18 protein-coding genes and 1 tRNA gene are annotated in these 18,320 nt (G+C 45.9%); 16 read left to right on the forward strand and 3 right to left on the reverse strand.

Annotation, left to right across the window (positions count from 1 at the left end):
- Window positions 1–11 precede the first annotated feature (11 nt).
- Entirely contained in the window at window positions 12–626 is a 615-nt protein-coding gene (yihA, locus tag H6A12_RS05890) for a ribosome biogenesis GTP-binding protein YihA/YsxC (RefSeq protein WP_204445830.1), read from the forward strand.
- Window positions 627–799: 173 nt separating this feature from the next.
- On the opposite strand, the gene H6A12_RS05895 is transcribed toward yihA, so the two are convergent.
- On the reverse strand, window positions 800–1,315 hold the full coding sequence (locus tag H6A12_RS05895; protein ID WP_204445833.1) for a cysteine hydrolase family protein: 516 nt from the start codon (window positions 1,313–1,315) through the stop codon (window positions 800–802).
- A gap of 119 nt (window positions 1,316–1,434) precedes the next feature.
- Here H6A12_RS05895 and H6A12_RS05900 point away from each other — a divergent pair.
- Window positions 1,435–1,511: transfer RNA gene (locus H6A12_RS05900), tRNA-Val, on the forward strand.
- A 263-nt stretch (window positions 1,512–1,774) separates the two neighbouring features.
- On the opposite strand, the gene H6A12_RS05905 is transcribed toward H6A12_RS05900, so the two are convergent.
- Complete coding sequence (locus H6A12_RS05905; RefSeq protein WP_204445835.1) at window positions 1,775–2,542, reverse strand: zinc-ribbon domain-containing transport protein; 768 nt, start codon at window positions 2,540–2,542, stop codon at window positions 1,775–1,777.
- Between the two features lie 155 nt (window positions 2,543–2,697).
- On the opposite strand from H6A12_RS05905, the gene H6A12_RS05910 reads away from it, so the two are divergent.
- Window positions 2,698–3,945 (forward strand): hypothetical protein, encoded by a 1,248-nt coding sequence (locus H6A12_RS05910; protein WP_204445838.1) that lies wholly within the window; start codon window positions 2,698–2,700, stop codon window positions 3,943–3,945.
- Between the two features lie 76 nt (window positions 3,946–4,021).
- Here H6A12_RS05910 and H6A12_RS05915 read toward each other — a convergent pair whose 3' ends face one another.
- A complete protein-coding gene (locus H6A12_RS05915; protein WP_204445840.1) occupies window positions 4,022–4,225 on the reverse strand; it encodes a hypothetical protein in 204 nt (67 codons plus the stop codon).
- 122 nt (window positions 4,226–4,347) lie between these two features.
- Between H6A12_RS05915 and H6A12_RS05920 the strand changes: the two genes are divergently transcribed.
- The 13 genes from H6A12_RS05920 to H6A12_RS05980 all read left to right on the forward strand — a co-directional run bounded on the left by H6A12_RS05920 (window position 4,348) and on the right by H6A12_RS05980 (window position 18,302).
- Entirely contained in the window at window positions 4,348–5,622 is a 1,275-nt protein-coding gene (locus H6A12_RS05920) for an MFS transporter (protein ID WP_204445842.1), read from the forward strand.
- A gap of 136 nt (window positions 5,623–5,758) precedes the next feature.
- On the forward strand, window positions 5,759–5,959 hold the full coding sequence (locus H6A12_RS05925) for a DUF1858 domain-containing protein (protein ID WP_204445844.1): 201 nt from the start codon (window positions 5,759–5,761) through the stop codon (window positions 5,957–5,959).
- 82 nt (window positions 5,960–6,041) lie between these two features.
- Window positions 6,042–6,737 (forward strand): class I SAM-dependent methyltransferase, encoded by a 696-nt coding sequence (locus H6A12_RS05930; protein ID WP_204445846.1) that lies wholly within the window; start codon window positions 6,042–6,044, stop codon window positions 6,735–6,737.
- On the forward strand, window positions 6,734–7,498 hold the full coding sequence (locus H6A12_RS05935) for a Nif3-like dinuclear metal center hexameric protein (RefSeq protein ID WP_204445848.1): 765 nt from the start codon (window positions 6,734–6,736) through the stop codon (window positions 7,496–7,498). The genes H6A12_RS05930 and H6A12_RS05935 overlap by 4 nt, the downstream gene beginning before the upstream one ends.
- A 12-nt stretch (window positions 7,499–7,510) precedes the next feature.
- Window positions 7,511–8,854, forward strand: coding sequence for an HdeD family acid-resistance protein (locus H6A12_RS05940; protein WP_204445851.1), 1,344 nt, complete (start codon window positions 7,511–7,513; stop codon window positions 8,852–8,854).
- Window positions 8,855–9,020: 166 nt separating this feature from the next.
- Entirely contained in the window at window positions 9,021–10,862 is a 1,842-nt protein-coding gene (locus H6A12_RS05945) for a TasA family protein (RefSeq protein WP_204445853.1), read from the forward strand.
- Between the two features lie 248 nt (window positions 10,863–11,110).
- Window positions 11,111–12,454 carry a hypothetical protein gene (locus H6A12_RS05950; RefSeq protein WP_204445855.1) on the forward strand — a complete coding sequence of 448 codons (1,344 nt, stop codon included), beginning with the start codon at window positions 11,111–11,113 and terminating at the stop codon, window positions 12,452–12,454.
- Between the two features lie 15 nt (window positions 12,455–12,469).
- Window positions 12,470–13,165 carry a response regulator transcription factor gene (locus tag H6A12_RS05955; protein ID WP_204445857.1) on the forward strand — a complete coding sequence of 232 codons (696 nt, stop codon included), beginning with the start codon at window positions 12,470–12,472 and terminating at the stop codon, window positions 13,163–13,165.
- 24 nt (window positions 13,166–13,189) lie between these two features.
- Window positions 13,190–14,680 carry a sensor histidine kinase gene (locus H6A12_RS05960; RefSeq protein ID WP_204445859.1) on the forward strand — a complete coding sequence of 497 codons (1,491 nt, stop codon included), beginning with the start codon at window positions 13,190–13,192 and terminating at the stop codon, window positions 14,678–14,680.
- Window positions 14,681–14,685: 5 nt separating this feature from the next.
- Window positions 14,686–15,642: a DUF1385 domain-containing protein gene (locus H6A12_RS05965; protein WP_204445861.1), complete on the forward strand. Its 957-nt coding sequence runs from the start codon at window positions 14,686–14,688 to the stop codon at window positions 15,640–15,642.
- Between the two features lies 1 nt (window position 15,643).
- The gene (prmC, locus tag H6A12_RS05970; protein WP_204445863.1) at window positions 15,644–16,489 is read left to right on the forward strand and encodes a peptide chain release factor N(5)-glutamine methyltransferase; all 846 of its coding nucleotides are present in this window, start codon (window positions 15,644–15,646) and stop codon (window positions 16,487–16,489) included.
- A gap of 32 nt (window positions 16,490–16,521) precedes the next feature.
- Window positions 16,522–17,676: a recombinase RecA gene (gene recA, locus H6A12_RS05975; protein ID WP_204445865.1), complete on the forward strand. Its 1,155-nt coding sequence runs from the start codon at window positions 16,522–16,524 to the stop codon at window positions 17,674–17,676.
- Complete coding sequence (locus H6A12_RS05980) at window positions 17,673–18,302, forward strand: regulatory protein RecX (protein WP_204445867.1); 630 nt, start codon at window positions 17,673–17,675, stop codon at window positions 18,300–18,302. Before recA ends, H6A12_RS05980 begins: the two co-directional genes overlap by 4 nt.
- The last annotated feature ends 18 nt before the right edge of the window (window positions 18,303–18,320 follow it).

An 18,320-nucleotide genomic window follows, 5' to 3' on the forward strand; every position in this document is an offset into this window, starting at 1 on the left:
GGGGGAGTTTGATGAATTATAATCGTGCACAGTTTTTGTGCTCCTATGGTATTTCGTCACAGATTCCGCCGTCCGATCGGATTGAAATTGCGTTTGCAGGACGTTCAAATGTCGGAAAATCAACTGCCATCAACAAGATTTTTTCCCGCAAAAACTTGGCGCGCGTGAGTGCTGTGCCGGGAAAAACGGCAACGATCAATTTTTACGGCGTGGAAAATATCCATTTTGTCGATCTTCCGGGATACGGCTATGCAAAAGTTGCAAAAACGGAAAAGCATCGCTGGTCGGAACTCATTGAAGGCTATTTTGCACAGGACAGAAACTTGTATCTTGTGATGCAGCTTGTTGATATGCGTCATCCTGCAACAGCACTTGACGTGCAGATGGTTGATTTTTTGATCACAAATGAAATTCCGTTTATTGTTCTGCTGACAAAGAGTGATAAACTCAATAAAACACAGCGCACAGAACGGCTGCGGCTGATCCGCGAGGAATTGCCGTGCGGCGATCAGCTTACAATCATTCCGTTTTCGGGTGAAACAGGCGAGGGTGTGGACGAGGTTCATGCCATCATCGAAGAAATTGCCCTGCAGGAATGTACATCAAATGAATCGATAGAAAAATGAAAAACACCTCCGAATCAGTCTGTGGTTCGGGGGTGTTTTGCTATAGAAATGAAAAAACAGACAAATATAAGGCTTTTGATGCCCTATATTGTCTGCCTTTTAAACTGCCATTCCGTTTTGGTCAAAGAGGAGAAAAAGCTGATAGCAATAAGGAATGGCGAAGAAGTACGCAATTATAAAATAGAAACCTGACACATCTTCATCGCGTTTAATGCGTTTTCATGGCTTTGCGGTGTGACGCCGGCGCAGCAGCTTGCGTCGACGGTCACCTTTGTTTCCGATAAAAACGATTTAATCATTAACGCATTGGAAATGACGCAGATATCCGTGCATAAACCGACCAGCTCTACTTCATCAGGACGGAGTTTGCAAAGATATTTCGCAAGTGCCACAGAGGCAAATGTGCTTTTTTCAAAAACGACACTGTCACCAACCAGTGCGGCAATCGGTTCACACAGCTCAAAGCCGCCTGTTCCTTTGACACAGTGCACAACCGGGAGCAGAGTCCCTTCCTGTGTGCGCAGATAATCAGGGGTATGTGTATCCTGTGTAAATACGACCTGGACACCGTGTTCTTTGGCGTGACGAATTTTTTGCGCAACGCGCGAAACGATTTTTTCCGCTTCTCTTGTGCCGAGTGCACCGTCAACAAAATCGTTCTGCATATCAATAACGACAAGGACTTTCATGGAACCCACTCCTTTCATTGTTCTTATAGTAACACGATTTTTATAACTTTGCAATATTTTTTTGAAAAAATGCTTGACTCCTGACTGAAACTGTGGTATTATATACGAGCAACAGAAATGAGGGCATAGCTCAGCTGGTTAGAGTACTTGCTTGACATGCAAGGGGTCGGTGGTTCGAGTCCACTTGTCCTCACCAAACAAGGAGATGTATTAACAATACATCTCCTTTTCTTTTTTAAAAAATCATTATTTTTTCAGCCGAACGGGATGATCCTGTTCGGCTGTTTTTGATGGGTTTATAGTATCATCGGAAAAATGCAAAGGTCGAAAAATATAAAAAAACTCCCTGCGGCAGAAACTGCCAGCAGAGAGAAGAGAGGGGATATTTGAGGATTTTATTATAACATGTCGACACACTGTTGTCAATAGGAAAAATAAATTTTTTGACAAACTGTCAATTTAAATTTTTTCATACCGGCAAAATTCCCACGCATATGCGTTGAGTTCGATAATCCCGCTTCCGCAGTATGCACATGCTTTTTGTCCGAGCTGTTCGATCGGTGCGCCGCAATTCGGACAGGTGAGGCCGATTGCGCGGCTTTCTGCGTAGTCAGCAAGTTCTTCCGCATTTTGCACATAATGCAGTTCGATATTGTATTTTTCCTGCTGGGTTGCCGTTTTTGATCCGGCGACCAGTGTACCGTTTTGCGTGGTGTAATGGACATATCCGACTGCAGACTGCAAAACGATGACACAGCGGCCGTTTTGCTTGATGTATTCGGCGATTTCGGTTTGATGAATCGTGATATCTGAATAATGTGTGCGAATCCCTTGCTGCCGAAGCGCTTCGATCTGCATGGTAACCTGCTGTTTCAGTGCGTCGGAAGCGTGCTTGAGCAGCTGCACATCGCCGCTGCTCAAGCACAGAAATATGCTTTTGAGCAGTGTCTCTGCTTTTTGCCTGCACGCTTCGTAGTGAAATGTCGGAAAATCACGTTCAATTTGCGGCAGATAAATGCGGGTCATACCGCTGACTGATTTTTTTGACGATAGTTGTTCGTTTCGGCTTTGCTCAATTCCCTGCATAATAGAAGCGGCGTTGAATGCAGTGCGCGAAACAGTGCGAAGCGTGCGTTTTACATAACGGATGGCTTTTTTGACTGTATAGTAAATCAGTGCTGCAAGAATCAAAAGCACAATCGCGATGATGATCGGGATGTATGGCATGGGACTCCTTCTTTCAGATTGCGTTTTCTTTTATTATACGGGACCGTAAAAAATGAAGTCAACAAAATTTTTGCGGCTACTTGTTTTTCTGTACAGCGCTCGATATAATGAAAATGTATATACATGCATGAAATATAAAGAAAGGAAGTCGTTTCATGATTACACAAAAGGAAAAAGAAATTCTGCGCAGACTTGCGTTTTCTCAAAGAGAAATTGCAGAGAGTGCGCAGATGAGCAAACTCATGTCCGATTGGAAAAAACATGGTTCGTTTGCATCAGATCGCCGGCCCATGGTAACGATTGAACTGTGGACGTTTTCGCAGGATATCATTCCGTCGATGATGGAGTGTGAAAATGAAGAGGCGCGTGCAATCGAATGGCAGCTGCGCAGCAATCTTGCCAATCATGTGTTATTTGATGATGACAGCATCGTTCGCCCCTATTGGCCGATTACTGTACCAAGCACATTTGTGCCGTTTGGTATTGAAGTGAAAACAGAGCATGCAAACGACAGCACAGGCGGTGACCTCGGCCATCATTTTATTTCTGTGATTCATGATCTGGCTGATGATTTTCATTTGTTAAAACCATCGGTGATGTCGGTAAACTGGGAAGCGGTCAAAACAGAAGAAGCACGTCTTTTCGATTTGTTCGGGGATATTCTGCCGACAAAACGCGTGTGTAACAGTATCAATCTTTCGCCGATGCAGAACATTGTGCATATCATGAGCATGGAAGATATGTATATGGCAATGTACGATTATCCGGATGAGTTCCATCAGATGATGCAGATGCAGACCGATGATATGATGCGCTATCTTGATTTGCTGGAGGCTGAAGACACCCTGCTGCCGACAACAGCAGAACAGCATCTTTGCCAGGGCAGCTATTGTTTTACCGATGCGCTCCCGTCCGACAAAGAACACGTAAAAGTGTCTGATATTTGGGGATATCTTGATTCGCAGGAGACATCGAGTATTTCTCCTGATATGTTCAAAGAATTTGTTTGGCCGTATTACAAAAAGCTCGGTGATCGGTTCGGACGGCTTTCGTATGGCTGCTGTGAGCCGGTGCATCCGCTGTTTGACAGCTGTCTGCACGAATTTGAGAATCTCGGAAAAATTTCGATCTCTCCGTGGTGCGATGAAGCGTTTATGGGTGAGTGTCTGCGCGGCAAACAGATTGTCTATTTGAGAAAACCGAGCCCGAATCTGATCGGTGTGCAGTCCGAATTGGATGAAGATGCTGTGCGTGCACATTTTAAACAGACTGCACAGGCGGCATGCGGCTGTACACTCGAATTTGCACAGCGCGATGTATATCATATTCATAATACGCCAGACAAAGTCAAACGATATGTTTCGCTGATTCGTGAGGCATATGAGACCTGGTGGCGTCCTTAATTTTAGGGGAAATAACATTAAAAAAGGCCGGCGAATCACCGCAGTGTGTTCGCTGACCTTTTTGTTTTGGATTGGATTATTCTTTTGAAGATGTGCGCGCTTTTTCGCTTGGCATCACAGGTTCCTCAGCGAGCGGAATCGGGAAAATCGCCCGATATGATTCTGCCGTTTCGTCAAACGAAGAGCCGGCAGGAATCAAACCGGTGCATTCTGTGGCGGAAGCAATCGGTTCGTAATCGGCTGTAGGATTTTCTTGATCTGGATGATGTTTTTTCTCCATATTCTCAACTCCTTTTTTGTAGTGTTTCCGAATTTCGCTTGAAAATAAAAAAATGCTTGCAACTATGATTTCTTGTGATATACTACTCGTAGTAATGATTTGGGGAAGGGATTGAGAGACGCGTGTCAAATCTTTTTTTGGCAGTCAAACGTATGGTACAGGCAGTCGGGATGTCGATTGGCGCTGACCGCATCAGCAAGGAGTTTAAACAGTTCACGCTGATGCATGAAATTTATATTCTGGCAACGGTGGTAACGCCGACGTTCGTCAACACGCTGCTGATGCGAATTGCGGGCAATCAGAGCATTGCACTGCAATATAACATGGTGCATTATGTATTCATCGCATTGTCCATGTTGATTGCAGCAAAAATGCTCCACCATGTCCGCCGGAAAACGGTGATTGTTGTTGGCATTGTGCTGTCGATGACGGTATACGGCATTGTGTTGTTTTTTATGGATACAGTCGATTCACTGTATGCGCTGGTCGCTGCGGTGCACGGTGTGGCGACCGGTTTGTATTGGATCACGTACTCCGATGCATTGCTTCAGTACAGCACGGATGATAACCGGGATGCAGCTATCAATTTTGTCGGCATTTTTTCCGGATTCATTTCGCTGGTGCTTCCGCTCATTTCGGGCTTTTTGATCGGTGCAATGAGCGAAGCGACCGGCAACAGCTATGCAGGATATTACGTGCTGTTTGGTATCTGCGGATTGATGGCATTTTTGGCAGCATGGCTTGCACTGCGGCTTGTTCCCGAAGAAGTCGATCACAAAAAGACGCAGTTTTTGTATGTTGTAAAGCTTACATATACGAAAAAAGTTTGGTTTTTTTCGCTTCACATGGACTTTTTCCGCGGACTGCGTGACGGTGCGTTCAGCTTCTTTTTGAATGTGCTGTTGTTTTCAATCATCAGCAGTGAGGTGCTCGTGGGCGTGAACACGTTTATGGCCGGTGCAGTTTCGATGCTTTCGTGCGGTGTTGCGGCGCGGATTGCACGTCCGAATAACCGCTTAAAGCTGATGACCGCGTCTGTTACGGCGCTGTTCGCGGTGACCGCAGTGCTGTTTTTAAAGCTCAATCCGTTTACTGTGCTTCTTTTGTCGGCAGTCAGTTCGTTTGCGGGGGTGTTTATCAATAACCCGGTGACCACAACGCTGTATACGGTGTTTGATCACTTCCCGGAAAGTGCCGCGTATAAGCGCGAAGTGCTGTCGATCAGCGAATGTTATAAAGATCTCGGACGAATTGTGGGCATTTGTTTGATTATGGTGATGCCATCGGGCAATTTCTGGTCGATTGTCAGTCTGTGTGTTCTCGTGCTCACTCAGTTTTTGACTGTTTTGTTTGCAAAATTGACACTTCGGGCAGTGGAGCGCCACAAAACGACATAAAATGCGCCGAAAGGCGAGAAAATGATGCGGAATTGTTGCAAAATGCCTTGAAACTGTGGTATAATAAATCAAATCGACAGGGTGCTGTATGGATGATTGATACGGCTTCTGTCTGTAAACGGGAGGAATCGGTCAAATGAAACAGATTGAAAAAGATACAATTATCGGCGATATCTTGGACGCAGATCCGACAACTGCACAGTATTTCTTTGAAATGGGTATGCATTGCCTTGGATGCCCGGCTTCCAGAGGTGAGTCTGTCGCAGAAGCATGCGAGGTTCACGGCGTAGATGTCGAAGAAATTCTCGAAAAACTCAATGCACATATTTCCAAATAAATAATGTAAGGAAAGATGCATCAGCGCCCGGAGAAGTCCGGGCGTTTATTTTACGGCGAAGGATCGGCAAAAGGAGGCAGTTATGTTCGAATTGGACGAAAGACTGATGGCGGCAGCGTCATTTGTGCGGCGCGGAAAAGCGGTTTGCGATGTGGGAACAGATCACGGGCATTTGGCGGTATATTTGATCAAAGAGGGAATCTCTCCGCTTGTCACTGCGTGTGATGTCAACGAAAAGCCGCTTGAGGCGGCAAGGAAGAATGCAGAACGTTACGGCGTGTGCGGACAGATGAAACTTGTGCTGTCGGACGGACTCACTTCTGTTCCAAAAGAATACGCAGAGGATGTGGTCATTTGCGGAATGGGAGGCGAGCTGATTGCGTCCATTATCGGTGCGTGCGGTTATTTAAAGGAAGGTGACCGCCGCTTGATTCTCCAGCCGATGACACAGATTCCGTTTTTGCGCCAATATCTTCTTGAACACGGGTTTTCTATTGAATGCGAAAAGGCGGCGTGTGATGCGCAGCACTGCTATACGGTGATGCAGTGTCGGTATACCGGTGTTTGCACTACACCGGACGAACTGTTTTGTATGGTCGGACGGCTGCCGGACGAAAAAACACCGCAGTCCTATCGGTATTTAAACACACAGGCAAGCCGCCTGATGCGGATTGCACAGGGAATTGAAATGAGCAATCCACAGGATGAGCGGGTGCAGGCGAATCGAGCACTGGCGGAAAACATCAATGCGTTGCTGAAAGGATGGGAGACTGTATGAACAAAAACGTAACACATCAGGATATCTACGAAGCGCTTGAGCGCATTGCACCGTTTTCCACACAACTTTCGTGGGATAACAGCGGATTTCTGATCGGTGCGAAGCATGTACCGGTAACGTCATGCGTCGTAGCACTCGATGTTACACCTGAGGTCATTGCATTTGCAAAAGAAAAGGGTGCGTCTTTGATTATCTCGCATCATCCGGTGATTTTTTCTCCGCTCAAAGCGATTGAAGAACAGAGTGTTGTGTGGCAGGCAGTTTGTGCATCGATGAGTATTATCAGTGCCCATACAAATCTTGATTTGGCGAACGGCGGTGTAAATGATGCACTCGCAGATGCACTCGGACTCAGTGAAGTTCGTCTGTTTGAAAATGAGGAGCAGCTCGGACGGATCGGCCGTTTGCCGCATCCCACGACGGCACAGGAATTTGCCGAAGAAGTCAAGCATAAGCTGGTACCAAATGGGCATGTTTCGTTTTGTGCGGGAACAAAACCGATAGAAACGGTTGCAGTGGTTGGTGGAAGCGGCGGCGATTTGATTGCAGCGGCGGCAGCGTGCGGCGCCGATGCATATGTAACCGGAGAAGTTCGTCATCATGAATGGCTGATTGCACGGGAACTCGGGTTAACGGTGGTATGTGCAGGTCATGCCGAAACGGAATCGGTTGTGCTGCGTCCGCTCGCTCGGATGCTTGCGGATGAATTTGAAACAGTTTCATTTTATGTATATGAGCAGCAGCCTGTATCCTATTGCTGAGGAGGTTTCGGAATGCAACCAAAAAAGTACAATGCAAAAAATATTAACCGGCTGATTATCGGTGTTGTGTCGTTTGGTGTTGGAATGGCACTGCTGATTGGAAAGCTGCTTGTGTTTGAAACGGCGATGATTCTGGTCGCGGTGCTTGTGCTTGTTAGTTCACTTGCCAAAGCAGTGACTGCTGTTGTTACAAAGCCGCGGCAGTGGCGGCTTTTTTTTGAATCGCTTGCATCGATGGCGCTTGGCGGTGCAATGCTCTTTTTCCCGATTTTGCCGCAGGTGATTGTCCCCGAACTGTTTGCAGTGTATCTGCTGCTAAACGGATGCGTAAAGCTTGTGGACTGTGTGCTTGTGATTCGGACGAAAGCAGAAAATCTTTTGCTGTCGCTTGTTCCGTGCATCGCCTATTTTACATTCGGTGGGATTTTGGCGTTTTCGCCGCTTTACTATCTAAAAAGCGTCTTAGTAATCATCGGAATTTATGCGGTGTTGTTTGGTACCACTTATATCCTCGATTTTGTGCGGAGCATTGTACCGGAACCGACGAAAAATAAAGCAAAACGGTATTTGAGAATCTCGCTTCCCATTTTTCTGGCGGCGTTTTTGCCGCATACGGTTTTGACAAAGCTCAACCGCTATTTGATGATTCAGCAAAACAGTGTGGATGACTTTGAGGATGTTACGCAGAAAAAGATCGACGGCGAACCGGATATTGAAATATTTATTCATGTGTCATCAGATGGATTTTGTGTGATTGGACACAGTGATATTGCGTTTGAAGGAGAGCTTCTTGCTTATGGAAACTATGATGAATCGTCTTCGTCACCGATTGCAACAGGCGATGGTGTGCTGATTATCGCAAAAAAAGAAAGCTATATTCCGTTTTGCTTGGAGTATAACAAAACGACGATTTTTTCGTTTGGCATCCGATTGGATGAAGAACAAAAAGAAGCAGTTCGCAAACGCGTGCAGGAAATTAAATCGGAGCTTGTTGATTGGGACCCGCCGAAGCAGGCGGCACAAAAAGCCGGAAAGATGGAAGAAGCCAAACAGCACAATGAATTTTCAAGCCGGCTGGTGGAAGAAACCGGTGCACGGCTTTATAAATTCTCGCGCGGAAAATTTAAAAAGTATTTCGTGCTTTCCACAAACTGTGTGCTTCTGGTCGACAGCATCATCTGCAAAGCAGGAACGGATATTTTGAGCTTGAGCGGCATCATTTCGCCGGGAACGCTTTATGAGTATTTGGAATCACAGTTCCTGCGTAAAGATAGTATGGTTGTGACACGTCATGTGTATCAGCTGGAGCACTGCAGTCCATCAGATACCAAAGATACCCCAAAAACAGAGGCGTAACGATACGGTAAGAGGTCAATCTGTCGATCTCTTACCGTATTTTTTACACTAAATAGAAATAAAACGATTATATAGATGGATATTTAACTTGAATTTCCATACAAAACGTGCTATACTATACATAAGAAGTGTCATGGCTTGTGAGAAAAAGAGAGGTGTGTAGGCAATGAGAGGAATAAAAAGAAGTCTTTGGCTGAGCGCATTGTCGCTTTGCCTGTGTGTAGCAATGCTTCTGGGCACAACATTCGCGTGGTTTACAGACAGTGTTGTGAACAAAAACAATCGCATTGAAGCAGGTTCATTGCAAGTAGAGTTGTGGAAAAAAGGGCCACTGGAAACGACGTGGACAAATATCACGGAAAGCCAAGTTCCTGTGTTCAATTATGATAAATGGGAGCCGGGATATTCCACTGGCGCAACATTTAGAGTAGAAAATAAAGGCACACTTTCTGTCAAATATGAGCTTGAGCTTCAAAACGTCGTAACAACCAAAGAGATCGAGAATGTAATCGATGTCTACGTGAATAACGTTAATAAAGGTACGCTGGCACAGTTCATGAAAGGCGAAAACCTGTTTGCCGGAACGATTGTGAATGGTGAGACACACAGCGAAGAGATCGAAGTTAAACTTGAGATGCAGAAAGACGCTGACAACGACTATCAGGGTGCATTCGCATCATTTGATATTTTGCTGAAAGCAGCGCAGACACCGGATGAAGCGGACGGCTTTGGTTCGAACAAGTATGATGAAGACGCGTTGTATGAGCAGATTAACGTTGAAGCAACTAATGACGAAAATAAAAATGGTGAAGCATTGCAGGATGCACTCAGAGAAGCAAAATCAGGCACTACAATTTTTGTTTCCGGAGGTGTATACAATCTGCCTGCTGGCACAGAATCTGTATCCGGACAGTCTGGATGGCTTATGCCGATTACACAGGACGGTATTACAATCAAAGGTGATGGAAACACTGTCATTAAATCTGATGACGCTTCCGGCAATGGTGCATGGGCAACACAGAACGTAATTACCGTTTTTGCAGATAATGTTACATTGGAAAACCTGATTATCGAGCCAAGAGCAAGTGTAAATAAAAATGTGGAAGTTTTGGGCAAAAACTTTACTATGAAAAACTGCACTGTTCGTGTCGGTTCGCTGTATTTCAGCGGTGATAAAGGAAATGTTTTGGTTTCCGGCAATACTTTTGAAGAGGATTCCTGCATCGTACTTGATAGCGTAAATGCAGCAGAAACTGTAAGCAGAGCAAATGCTGGTGGTAATATTGTTATTGAAAATAACACCTTTAAAGACTGCGTTTCTTATGCAATCGGCAATACCACATGGACAAGTCCGGCAACATTGACAATGGCAAATGTCCAGGTGAACGGCAATACCTTTGAAAATGTAGCGAATGTTCTGCGCCATCGTGTAGCAAGCGGTGTATTCGAGTTTGATGAAACAAATACACTGGACGGTCAGAATTTAGATGCCGTTCTGCTTGCACAATATATCAATTCTGATCCGCATTCCGGTTTGACAGCAGAGCAGCTGAAAAACAGACTGGTAGCAACAGTTGGCGGAAAAGAAATTCGTGTCGGTACTGATTTTCTTGTTGGACAAAATCGCGGCTGGACAAACAATACAACTTTTGACTTTGGTTGGGCAGTGAATAAAGCAAATACCGGTTTAGATGCAGTAAAAGCTGAATCGAACACAACAACAATCAACGCTTTGGTGGCTTCTTTGAAAGATCAATCAACAGAAGAAGTTCTGCAAACTAAAGTTGCAAAATTGGATCAGCTTTTGTTTGGCGATGATGGCGCATGTGCATATCCGGAGAGTTGGTCAAAAGGTTGGATGAGCAATGCATTCCTTACCAGAGGTGCAAGCGACGGTGCTTATTGGAATGCAACTGCAATGACTGCAACGAAAGAATCGAATCCGGATACAATCGTTACGATTGTTATGGAGCACACAGACGGTACAGTATACTTTGTAAGATACTAATACTGTGTTCTATGTGTCGCAGTTTATCCGAATACGAAATATCATAATTCGAATAAAAAACAGGACGGTTTTCCGTCCTGTTTTTTTATTTCTTTCAAACTGCGCAAAAAAATTACAGGTCATGTTGTTCATAAAAATATAAAAAAGAACAACTGTTTTTCTCTGTTTTCACCATATGCATTTTGTCTCTTTTATGATATAATAAATCCAAATAAGTACAGATTACGCGATAAAAAGGTGGGGAAACGATGAAGCAAAAATTGTTTGCGCTGTGTATCAGTGTTATGTTTCTTTTTTCAGGCTGTAACTACACACAGACAGGCGTTGAGGATCTGTTAAAGCCGCCGAAACTTTCCGAACAACAAAATGAGATTTATTCTGCGCTTCAGGCAAGCACGGGCAGCAATATCCGTTTGGTCTATCCGAAAAAAGGCGATTTCACTTCTGCGTTTCTCATCAACAACATTGACAGTGAATCAACGCAGGAAGCGATTGTGTTCTATATGCGAGAAGACACTGTCAATGCCACCAATACACTGCGGATCAATGTGTTGGACCAGCGCGAAGGAGAATGGGTGTCCGTTTATGATGCTGGCGTGGCTGCAAATGAAGTGGAAAAAGTGAATTTTGTACAGTCAAATTTAAATTTGTTCATCGTCGTTGGGGTGACTGTGGCATCCAACACAGAAAAAAATGTTCTGGTTTATCAATATCAGGATGGACAGCTTGTGCAGACAGATGCACCCGTTTTTTGCACAAGCTATGAAGTTTCCGATATTGATACAAACGGATATTCTGAGATTCTGGCAATTTCTCCGGCGCATTCTGAAAAAGAAATCCCGCGTGCATTGCTTTATGAAATCTCCAGTTACGGGAAGATTCGTGAAATTGGGGAATGTCCCATTGATCCGGGTGTGAGTGCATATCCGCATGTCTGTGTCGGCGAGCTGAATGACGGAAATAAAGCATTTTATCTCGACGGTGTTCGTGCCGGAAATCAATATACTACAGAGATTTTAATGTATGATAAGCACACACAAACGCTTGAGAATCTGCTGTATGACAAAGAAAAAGGAATTGATCTTGTTTCAATGACAACCCGGAGCAGCGGTGCTGTTTGTGCAGACATTAACGGAGACGGAATGATTGAAATCCCTGTTCACCGAGCAGCACTTGGATATGAAACGGCTGAAAAACATGCGCAGGAAGCATTGACCGAATGGTATGTGTATGATGCAGGCAAATTGGTACGGATCAGCCTTACCTATGTTTCTTATTCGCTGGGGTATTTATTCGAATTGCCCGATCAATGGGAGGGACAGGTCGCGCCGGTTTTTTCTGCAAATACAAATGAACTGTCGTTTTATTATTATACGGATGATACGATTACGCAGGAACGGCTGTTGTCTATTCGCGTTTTTAAGAGCAATGAGTATGAGACGGATGGAAAAGATTATTTGTTGCTGCAAAACAATGGGCAGCTGATTTATGGCTGCAATTTTTCATCAGATGAAGCGTTATCAGAGCAGGCTCGTGCGCTTTTGGTGGATGCAGAAACAGTAAAACGCAATTTTCAGCTGTATGCGCGTTGAAAAGGAGATTGAGTCATGAAAAAAATACTTGTTTGTGAAGATGAGGCAGCAATTCGCGATTTTGTGGTAATCAATTTGCAGCGCAGCGGATATACAACGGTTGCAGCAGAAAACGGTGAAGAAGCGCTTCGTCTGTTTGAAGAAGAAAACGGTGAAATTGATGTTGTTTTGCTCGATATTATGATGCCGGGAATGGATGGATTTGCAGTGTGCAAGGAGCTTCGCTCACGCAGCGACAACTTAGGTATTATTATGCTTACTGCAAAAACACAGGAAATGGATAAGGTGCGCGGTTTGATGCTCGGTGCAGATGACTATGTGGTAAAACCGTTTTCGCCATCAGAGCTTGTGGCGCGCGTGGATGCCATTTATCGCCGTGTTTCCATGTCAAGATCAATGAATCAAGTGGCACAACCCATTGCGTCGGGAACATTTTTGTTAAATCCCAAAAGCAGAACACTCACCAAAAATGGTGTTCCGGTTGATTTGACACAGGTGGAATATCAGCTGATGGAGCTGTTTATTAAGAATAAAGGTGTTGCACTCGAGCGGCATCAGATTCTCTCGGCAATCTGGGGAGAAGGATATTTTGGTGACGTAAAGGTAGTGGATGTGAATATTCGGCGGCTTCGCATGAAAATCGAAGATGAGCCGTCCAAACCGACCCACCTGCTCACAATCTGGGGATACGGATATAAATGGCAGGAATAAACGACACAAAGGGGCAGCACAAAGATGGCGGTTAAAAGTATTACGCAGCGATGGATCATCAATAGCTTGAGCGTCATTTTGATTGTGATTCTTCTGTCTGCGATTGCATTTACTTTTTCGATTCAGAATTTTTATTACACAGCCGCACGGACAGCCATTACATCGCGTGTGAACGTGGTGTCAGGTGTTCTGCTGCGCATGGCGGATGACAGTTCCGTCGATTTTACGGCGGAGCTTCGTGATATTGTGGAAAACTCGGATGAAAAAGATCAGTTTGAAATTACAGCGATCAATCACAGCGGTCAGGTGGCGCTTTCATCAAGCGGATTTTCTTACACACGGCAGGAGCCTATGCCTGATTATGATGAAGCACTGACCAGTGCGGACGGAATGGGCTATTATGTGGGAAAGAATCAATCGGGTGAAAGTATTATGGCTGTTTCACTGATGCTGCCGAATACGATGACGGAATATTCGGCGATTCGCTATGTGGTGTCGCTTGAAAACATCAACATGTTGCTGATTATTTATGTACTGGTGTTTTTCTTGGTTGCGCTGATCGTGATTGCATTAGTGATGATTTCCGGTCTTTATTTTGTCAAGTCAATCGTGATTCCCGTGCGTGAAGTCAGTGCGGCGGCAAAGCGGTTTGCAACCGGTGATATGACGACGCGTATTGTCAAAAAATCGGACGATGAGCTTGGCGATTTAACAGATGTCATCAACTTTATGGCGTCTGAAATCTCAGCGTCTGAAGATATGAAAAACGAGTTTATTTCCTCTGTGTCGCATGAGCTGCGAACACCGCTGACTGCGATCAAAGGCTGGAGTGAAACGCTGATGACGCTCGGTGATTCTCCCGAGGATAAAGAAACCATGAAAAAGGGCATGCGAATCATTACCGGCGAAACGGAGCGGCTTTCCGGAATGGTGGAGGAACTGCTCGATTTTTCGAGAATGCAGAGCGGGCGGCTGACGCTTGTTAAGAGTACCATGGACGTTTTGGCGGAGTTAGGCGATGCCGTTTTGATGTATGCAGAACGAGCGCGGCGTGAAGGAATCCATTTGATCTATGAAGAGCCGATGGAAATGATGCCGATGTTCGGTGATAAAAACAGGCTGCGGCAGGTATTTATCAATGTCATTGACAATGCGTTAAAATACAGTGATTCGGGTGATACAGTAACCATTCAGGCACGCATGCAGGATGGAATCATTATCATTTCGGTTGCAGACACCGGCTGCGGAATTTCGGCAGAGGATTTGCCGAAAGTCAAAACAAAATTCTTTAAAGCCAATCATACACGCCGCGGTTCCGGAATCGGATTGGCGGTGGCAGATGAAATTGTGCAGATGCACGACGGTGAACTTCAGATAGAAAGTGAAGTTGGAAAAGGAACGACCGTGACAATTCGTCTGCCGGTCAATTTGAAAAAGGGTGAGATTCGTGAAACAGAAATCACAACGCCGGCAGAACAGACAGAAACAATGCAACAGGGAAAGGAATCGGTTTAAAGAAAATGGATGAACAACAGCAGAACATAAAAGTGATTAAGAGCCGAATCGGCGGACAGGCGCTGATTGAGGGTGTAATGATGCGGGGTCTGACACACACTGCAATGGCGGTGCGTAAGCCCGACGGCACGATTGACGTGTCAAAAGAGGCAATTCATACAAGCAATGCTTTGCGGATTGCAGGCAAAATCCCGATTGTACGCGGTGTGGTGATGTTTGTACAGAGTATTGTGACCGGTTACCGCTATCTTGCGAAATCGGCTGAAATCTCCGGAATGGCAGAGGAAGAGGAAGAACCGGAATCGAAATTTGAACAATGGCTTACAAAGGTATTCGGCGAGCATCTCATGAAAGTACTGATGGGAACTTCGATGGTACTTGGACTTGCGCTTTGTATTCTGCTGTTCATTCTTGCGCCGGCACTCATTGTTAAAGGAATTGATATGCTTGTTCCGCTCGGCTGGACGAAGTCTCTGTTGGAGGGCATCATCAAAATGGCGATTTTCATTGGATATCTGGCGGTTGTTTCGCGGATGAAAGAGATGAAACGTGTATTCCAGTATCATGGCGCGGAGCATAAGTCGATTTTCTGCTATGAAAACGGACTGCCGCTTACAGTGGAGAATGTGCGGAAACAAAAACGTTTCCACCCGCGCTGCGGCACAAGCTTTATGATCTTGATTCTGATTATCAGTATCGTGGTATCGTCGGTTGTGACATGGGACAATATGCTGATTCGCGTGTTGCTGAAAATCATCACACTTCCGCTTATTATGGGCATCGGCTATGAGCTCATTAAACTCGCCGGACGGTATGATAACATCATCACACGCATTATTTCGTGGCCGGGCATGTGCATGCAGCATTTGACGACCTCGGAACCGGATGACAGTCAGATTGAAGTGGCAATCGCATCGCTTGAGCCGGTACTGCCGACAAACCGCGAAGAGGATCAGTGGTGAGATGGACACAAAAGAAGCATATCAAATCGGGTGCAAAGCCCTTTCATCGATCAGTGACAGTGCTTCGTTTGAAGTGTTTGAGCTGCTGCGTTTTTGCGCGGATCTGTCCAAGACGGATGTGTTGTGCAATATAAAACAGTTAAGCGACCAGCAAAAGAAAGTATTTTTGGCGTGCCTTGACCGCAGAGCGAATGGTGAACCGCTTCAGTATATTGTCGGAGAATGGAGCTTTTTCGGCAGGGAATATAAAGTCGGTCCCGGCGTACTTATTCCGCGGGCGGATACAGAGGTGCTTGTGGAAACGGCGATTTCATGTGCCAGACAAAGCGGTGTAAACAATGCCGCCGACTTATGTGCGGGAAGCGGATGCATCGGTATTTCGCTTTCGTGCGAGCTTGACATTCCGGTGGACTGCTATGAAAAAAGTGAAGATGCATTTTCATATTTGCAGGAGAATATCAAAAAAAACAGCGCAGACTGTAAGGCCGTTTTATGGGATGTCTGCGCAGAGAGTACCGGGATGTACGATATGATCGTATCGAATCCGCCGTATCTCACCAAAGCAGATATGGAGGACTTGCAGCGTGAGGTATCGTTTGAACCGGCAATGGCGCTTTATGGCGAGGCGGAAGACGGGCTTTCTTTTTACCGTACGATTACAAAACGCTGGAAATCATCGCTTAAACCGGGTGGATGGCTCTTATATGAAATCGGAATGGGACAGCATGATGATGTGGCGGCCATTCTGGAACAAAATGGATTCATTGAAATTTGCACGGAGAAAGATCTGTGTGGTATAATACGGGTGGTATTTGCCAGACGTGCAGAAGAAGACATAAACGCGTAAATAAAGAAGTATATATAGATAGGAGAAGCAATATGGCAACAAAACAGCAAAAAGGAAAACCGCAGGTACAGCTTCAGGTGACTGCGGAGGATAAGAAAAAAGCGCTGGAAACGGCGATCAGTCAGATTGAAAAACAGTACGGCAAAGGTGCTGTGATGAAACTCGGCCAGGCAACCACGATGCAGGTCGATGCGATTTCGACCGGTTCGCTCGGACTGGATATGGCGCTTGGCATCGGCGGCGTACCGCGCGGACGAATCATCGAGGTGTTCGGTCCGGAATCTTCCGGTAAAACGACCGTTGCGCTTCAGATTGTCGCACAGGCACAGAAAGCAGGCGGTGAAGCAGCGTTTATCGACGTTGAGCACGCACTCGATCCGATTTATGCAAAGGCGCTGGGTGTTGACATCGACTCGCTTCTCGTTTCGCAGCCGGATACCGGTGAGCAGGCGCTCGAAATCATGGAAGCCCTCATTCGTTCCGGTGCACTTGACGTCATTGTATTGGACTCTGTTGCGGCAATGGTGACAAAAGCCGAGATCGACGGCGAAATGGGCGAAGCACACGTCGGTTTGCAGGCACGTTTGATGTCGCAGGCACTCAGAAAACTCACCTCCGTTGTATCCCGCTCCAACTGTGTGGCAGTGTTCATCAACCAGGTGCGTGAGAAAATCGGTGTCATGTACGGTAATCCGGAAACAACACCGGGCGGCCGTGCGCTTAAATTCTATTCGTCGGTGCGTATTGAGGTTCGCCGCGGCGAAGCCATCAAAAACGGCGCAGAGATCATCGGCAACAAGACGAAGTGTAAGATCGTCAAAAATAAAGTTGCACCGCCGTTTAAAGAGGTCGTATTTGACATCATGTACGGCGAGGGTGTTTCCCGTGTAGGCGAGATCATCGACTATGCAGTAGAAGCGGACATCATCGAAAAGAGCGGCGCATGGTTCAGCTATAATGGCGAGCGGCTCGGTCAGGGCAGAGATAAAGTCAAGCAGCTCTTGAAAGAAAACGAGGCGCTCTGCGAAGAAATTGCGGAGAAAGTCCGTGCACACAGCCAGGAGCTCATGGAAAAAAACCGTACAACCGCATCTTCTTCCGAGCCGAAACCGCCGGTTATTCAGGCTGCACCGGTTGAGATGGATGTGGATATCGATATCGACGCGGATGAAAGTGATTTTGAATGAGAATCACTGCGTTAGAGCCGTCTAAGAAGGCAGGACGTCACCGGATTTACACAGAAGAAGGATTTCTCTGTACACTCGAAGATGAAGTCATTGCCGCGCATCATATTCGGCCGAACTGTGAAGTAGACAGTGCACTTTTGAATGAACTCGATTTTTCGTCGCAGTGTTGTCGGGCAAAGGCGAAGGCGTATCAGCTGCTCGGGTACCGCGATCATACACACAAGGAACTGTATGACAAGCTTTGCCGATCGGTTTCGCCAGAGGCGGCAGAACAGGTATGTGCGCTTCTTACAGAGCAGGGGTACATAAACGATGAAGCTTGTGCCGAAAAGCTTGCGCAGTACTATGTAAAAACGAAGCAGTTTGGTGCACGGCGGGCGCTGTATGAGCTGGTTCGCCGCGGCATCGACAAGGAAACCGCCAGAGAGGCAATCGAATCGGTCGAAACCGATCCGGTCGATCAGATCTGCGGAATTATCTATAAAAAATACACCCATCTTCTCGATGGGGACTATAAAAACAGGTCGAAGCTTACAGCTGCATTGGTGCGGCGCGGCTATTCGTTTGACGATGTGCATGCGGCAATCGACCAGTATGCACAGTGGGAAGAAGAACACGAAGAATAACAAATGCAATGGAGGAAA

It is taken from the genome of Merdimmobilis hominis, from assembly GCF_016901855.1.
Taxonomy (GTDB): Bacteria; Bacillota; Clostridia; order Oscillospirales; family Ruminococcaceae; genus Paludihabitans.

Excerpts from the sequence above, each read along its gene's own strand:
- H6A12_RS05960 (WP_204445859.1), top strand. The coding sequence starts at position 13,190 with ATGGCGGTTAAAAGTATTACGCAGCGATGGATCATCAATAGCTTGAGC.
- prmC (WP_204445863.1), top strand. The coding sequence starts at position 15,644 with ATGGACACAAAAGAAGCATATCAAATCGGGTGCAAAGCCCTTTCATCG.
- H6A12_RS05980 (WP_204445867.1), top strand. The coding sequence starts at position 17,673 with ATGAGAATCACTGCGTTAGAGCCGTCTAAGAAGGCAGGACGTCACCGG.
- H6A12_RS05965 (WP_204445861.1), top strand. The coding sequence starts at position 14,686 with ATGGATGAACAACAGCAGAACATAAAAGTGATTAAGAGCCGAATCGGC.
- yihA (WP_204445830.1), top strand. The coding sequence starts at position 12 with ATGAATTATAATCGTGCACAGTTTTTGTGCTCCTATGGTATTTCGTCA.
- H6A12_RS05935 (WP_204445848.1), top strand. The coding sequence starts at position 6,734 with ATGAACAAAAACGTAACACATCAGGATATCTACGAAGCGCTTGAGCGC.
- H6A12_RS05910 (WP_204445838.1), top strand. The coding sequence starts at position 2,698 with ATGATTACACAAAAGGAAAAAGAAATTCTGCGCAGACTTGCGTTTTCT.
- H6A12_RS05905 (WP_204445835.1), bottom strand. The coding sequence starts at position 2,542 with ATGCCATACATCCCGATCATCATCGCGATTGTGCTTTTGATTCTTGCA.
- H6A12_RS05925 (WP_204445844.1), top strand. The coding sequence starts at position 5,759 with ATGAAACAGATTGAAAAAGATACAATTATCGGCGATATCTTGGACGCA.
- H6A12_RS05915 (WP_204445840.1), bottom strand. The coding sequence starts at position 4,225 with ATGGAGAAAAAACATCATCCAGATCAAGAAAATCCTACAGCCGATTAC.
- H6A12_RS05895 (WP_204445833.1), bottom strand. The coding sequence starts at position 1,315 with ATGAAAGTCCTTGTCGTTATTGATATGCAGAACGATTTTGTTGACGGT.
- H6A12_RS05950 (WP_204445855.1), top strand. The coding sequence starts at position 11,111 with ATGAAGCAAAAATTGTTTGCGCTGTGTATCAGTGTTATGTTTCTTTTT.
- H6A12_RS05940 (WP_204445851.1), top strand. The coding sequence starts at position 7,511 with ATGCAACCAAAAAAGTACAATGCAAAAAATATTAACCGGCTGATTATC.
- H6A12_RS05955 (WP_204445857.1), top strand. The coding sequence starts at position 12,470 with ATGAAAAAAATACTTGTTTGTGAAGATGAGGCAGCAATTCGCGATTTT.
- recA (WP_204445865.1), top strand. The coding sequence starts at position 16,522 with ATGGCAACAAAACAGCAAAAAGGAAAACCGCAGGTACAGCTTCAGGTG.
- H6A12_RS05930 (WP_204445846.1), top strand. The coding sequence starts at position 6,042 with ATGTTCGAATTGGACGAAAGACTGATGGCGGCAGCGTCATTTGTGCGG.
- H6A12_RS05945 (WP_204445853.1), top strand. The coding sequence starts at position 9,021 with ATGAGAGGAATAAAAAGAAGTCTTTGGCTGAGCGCATTGTCGCTTTGC.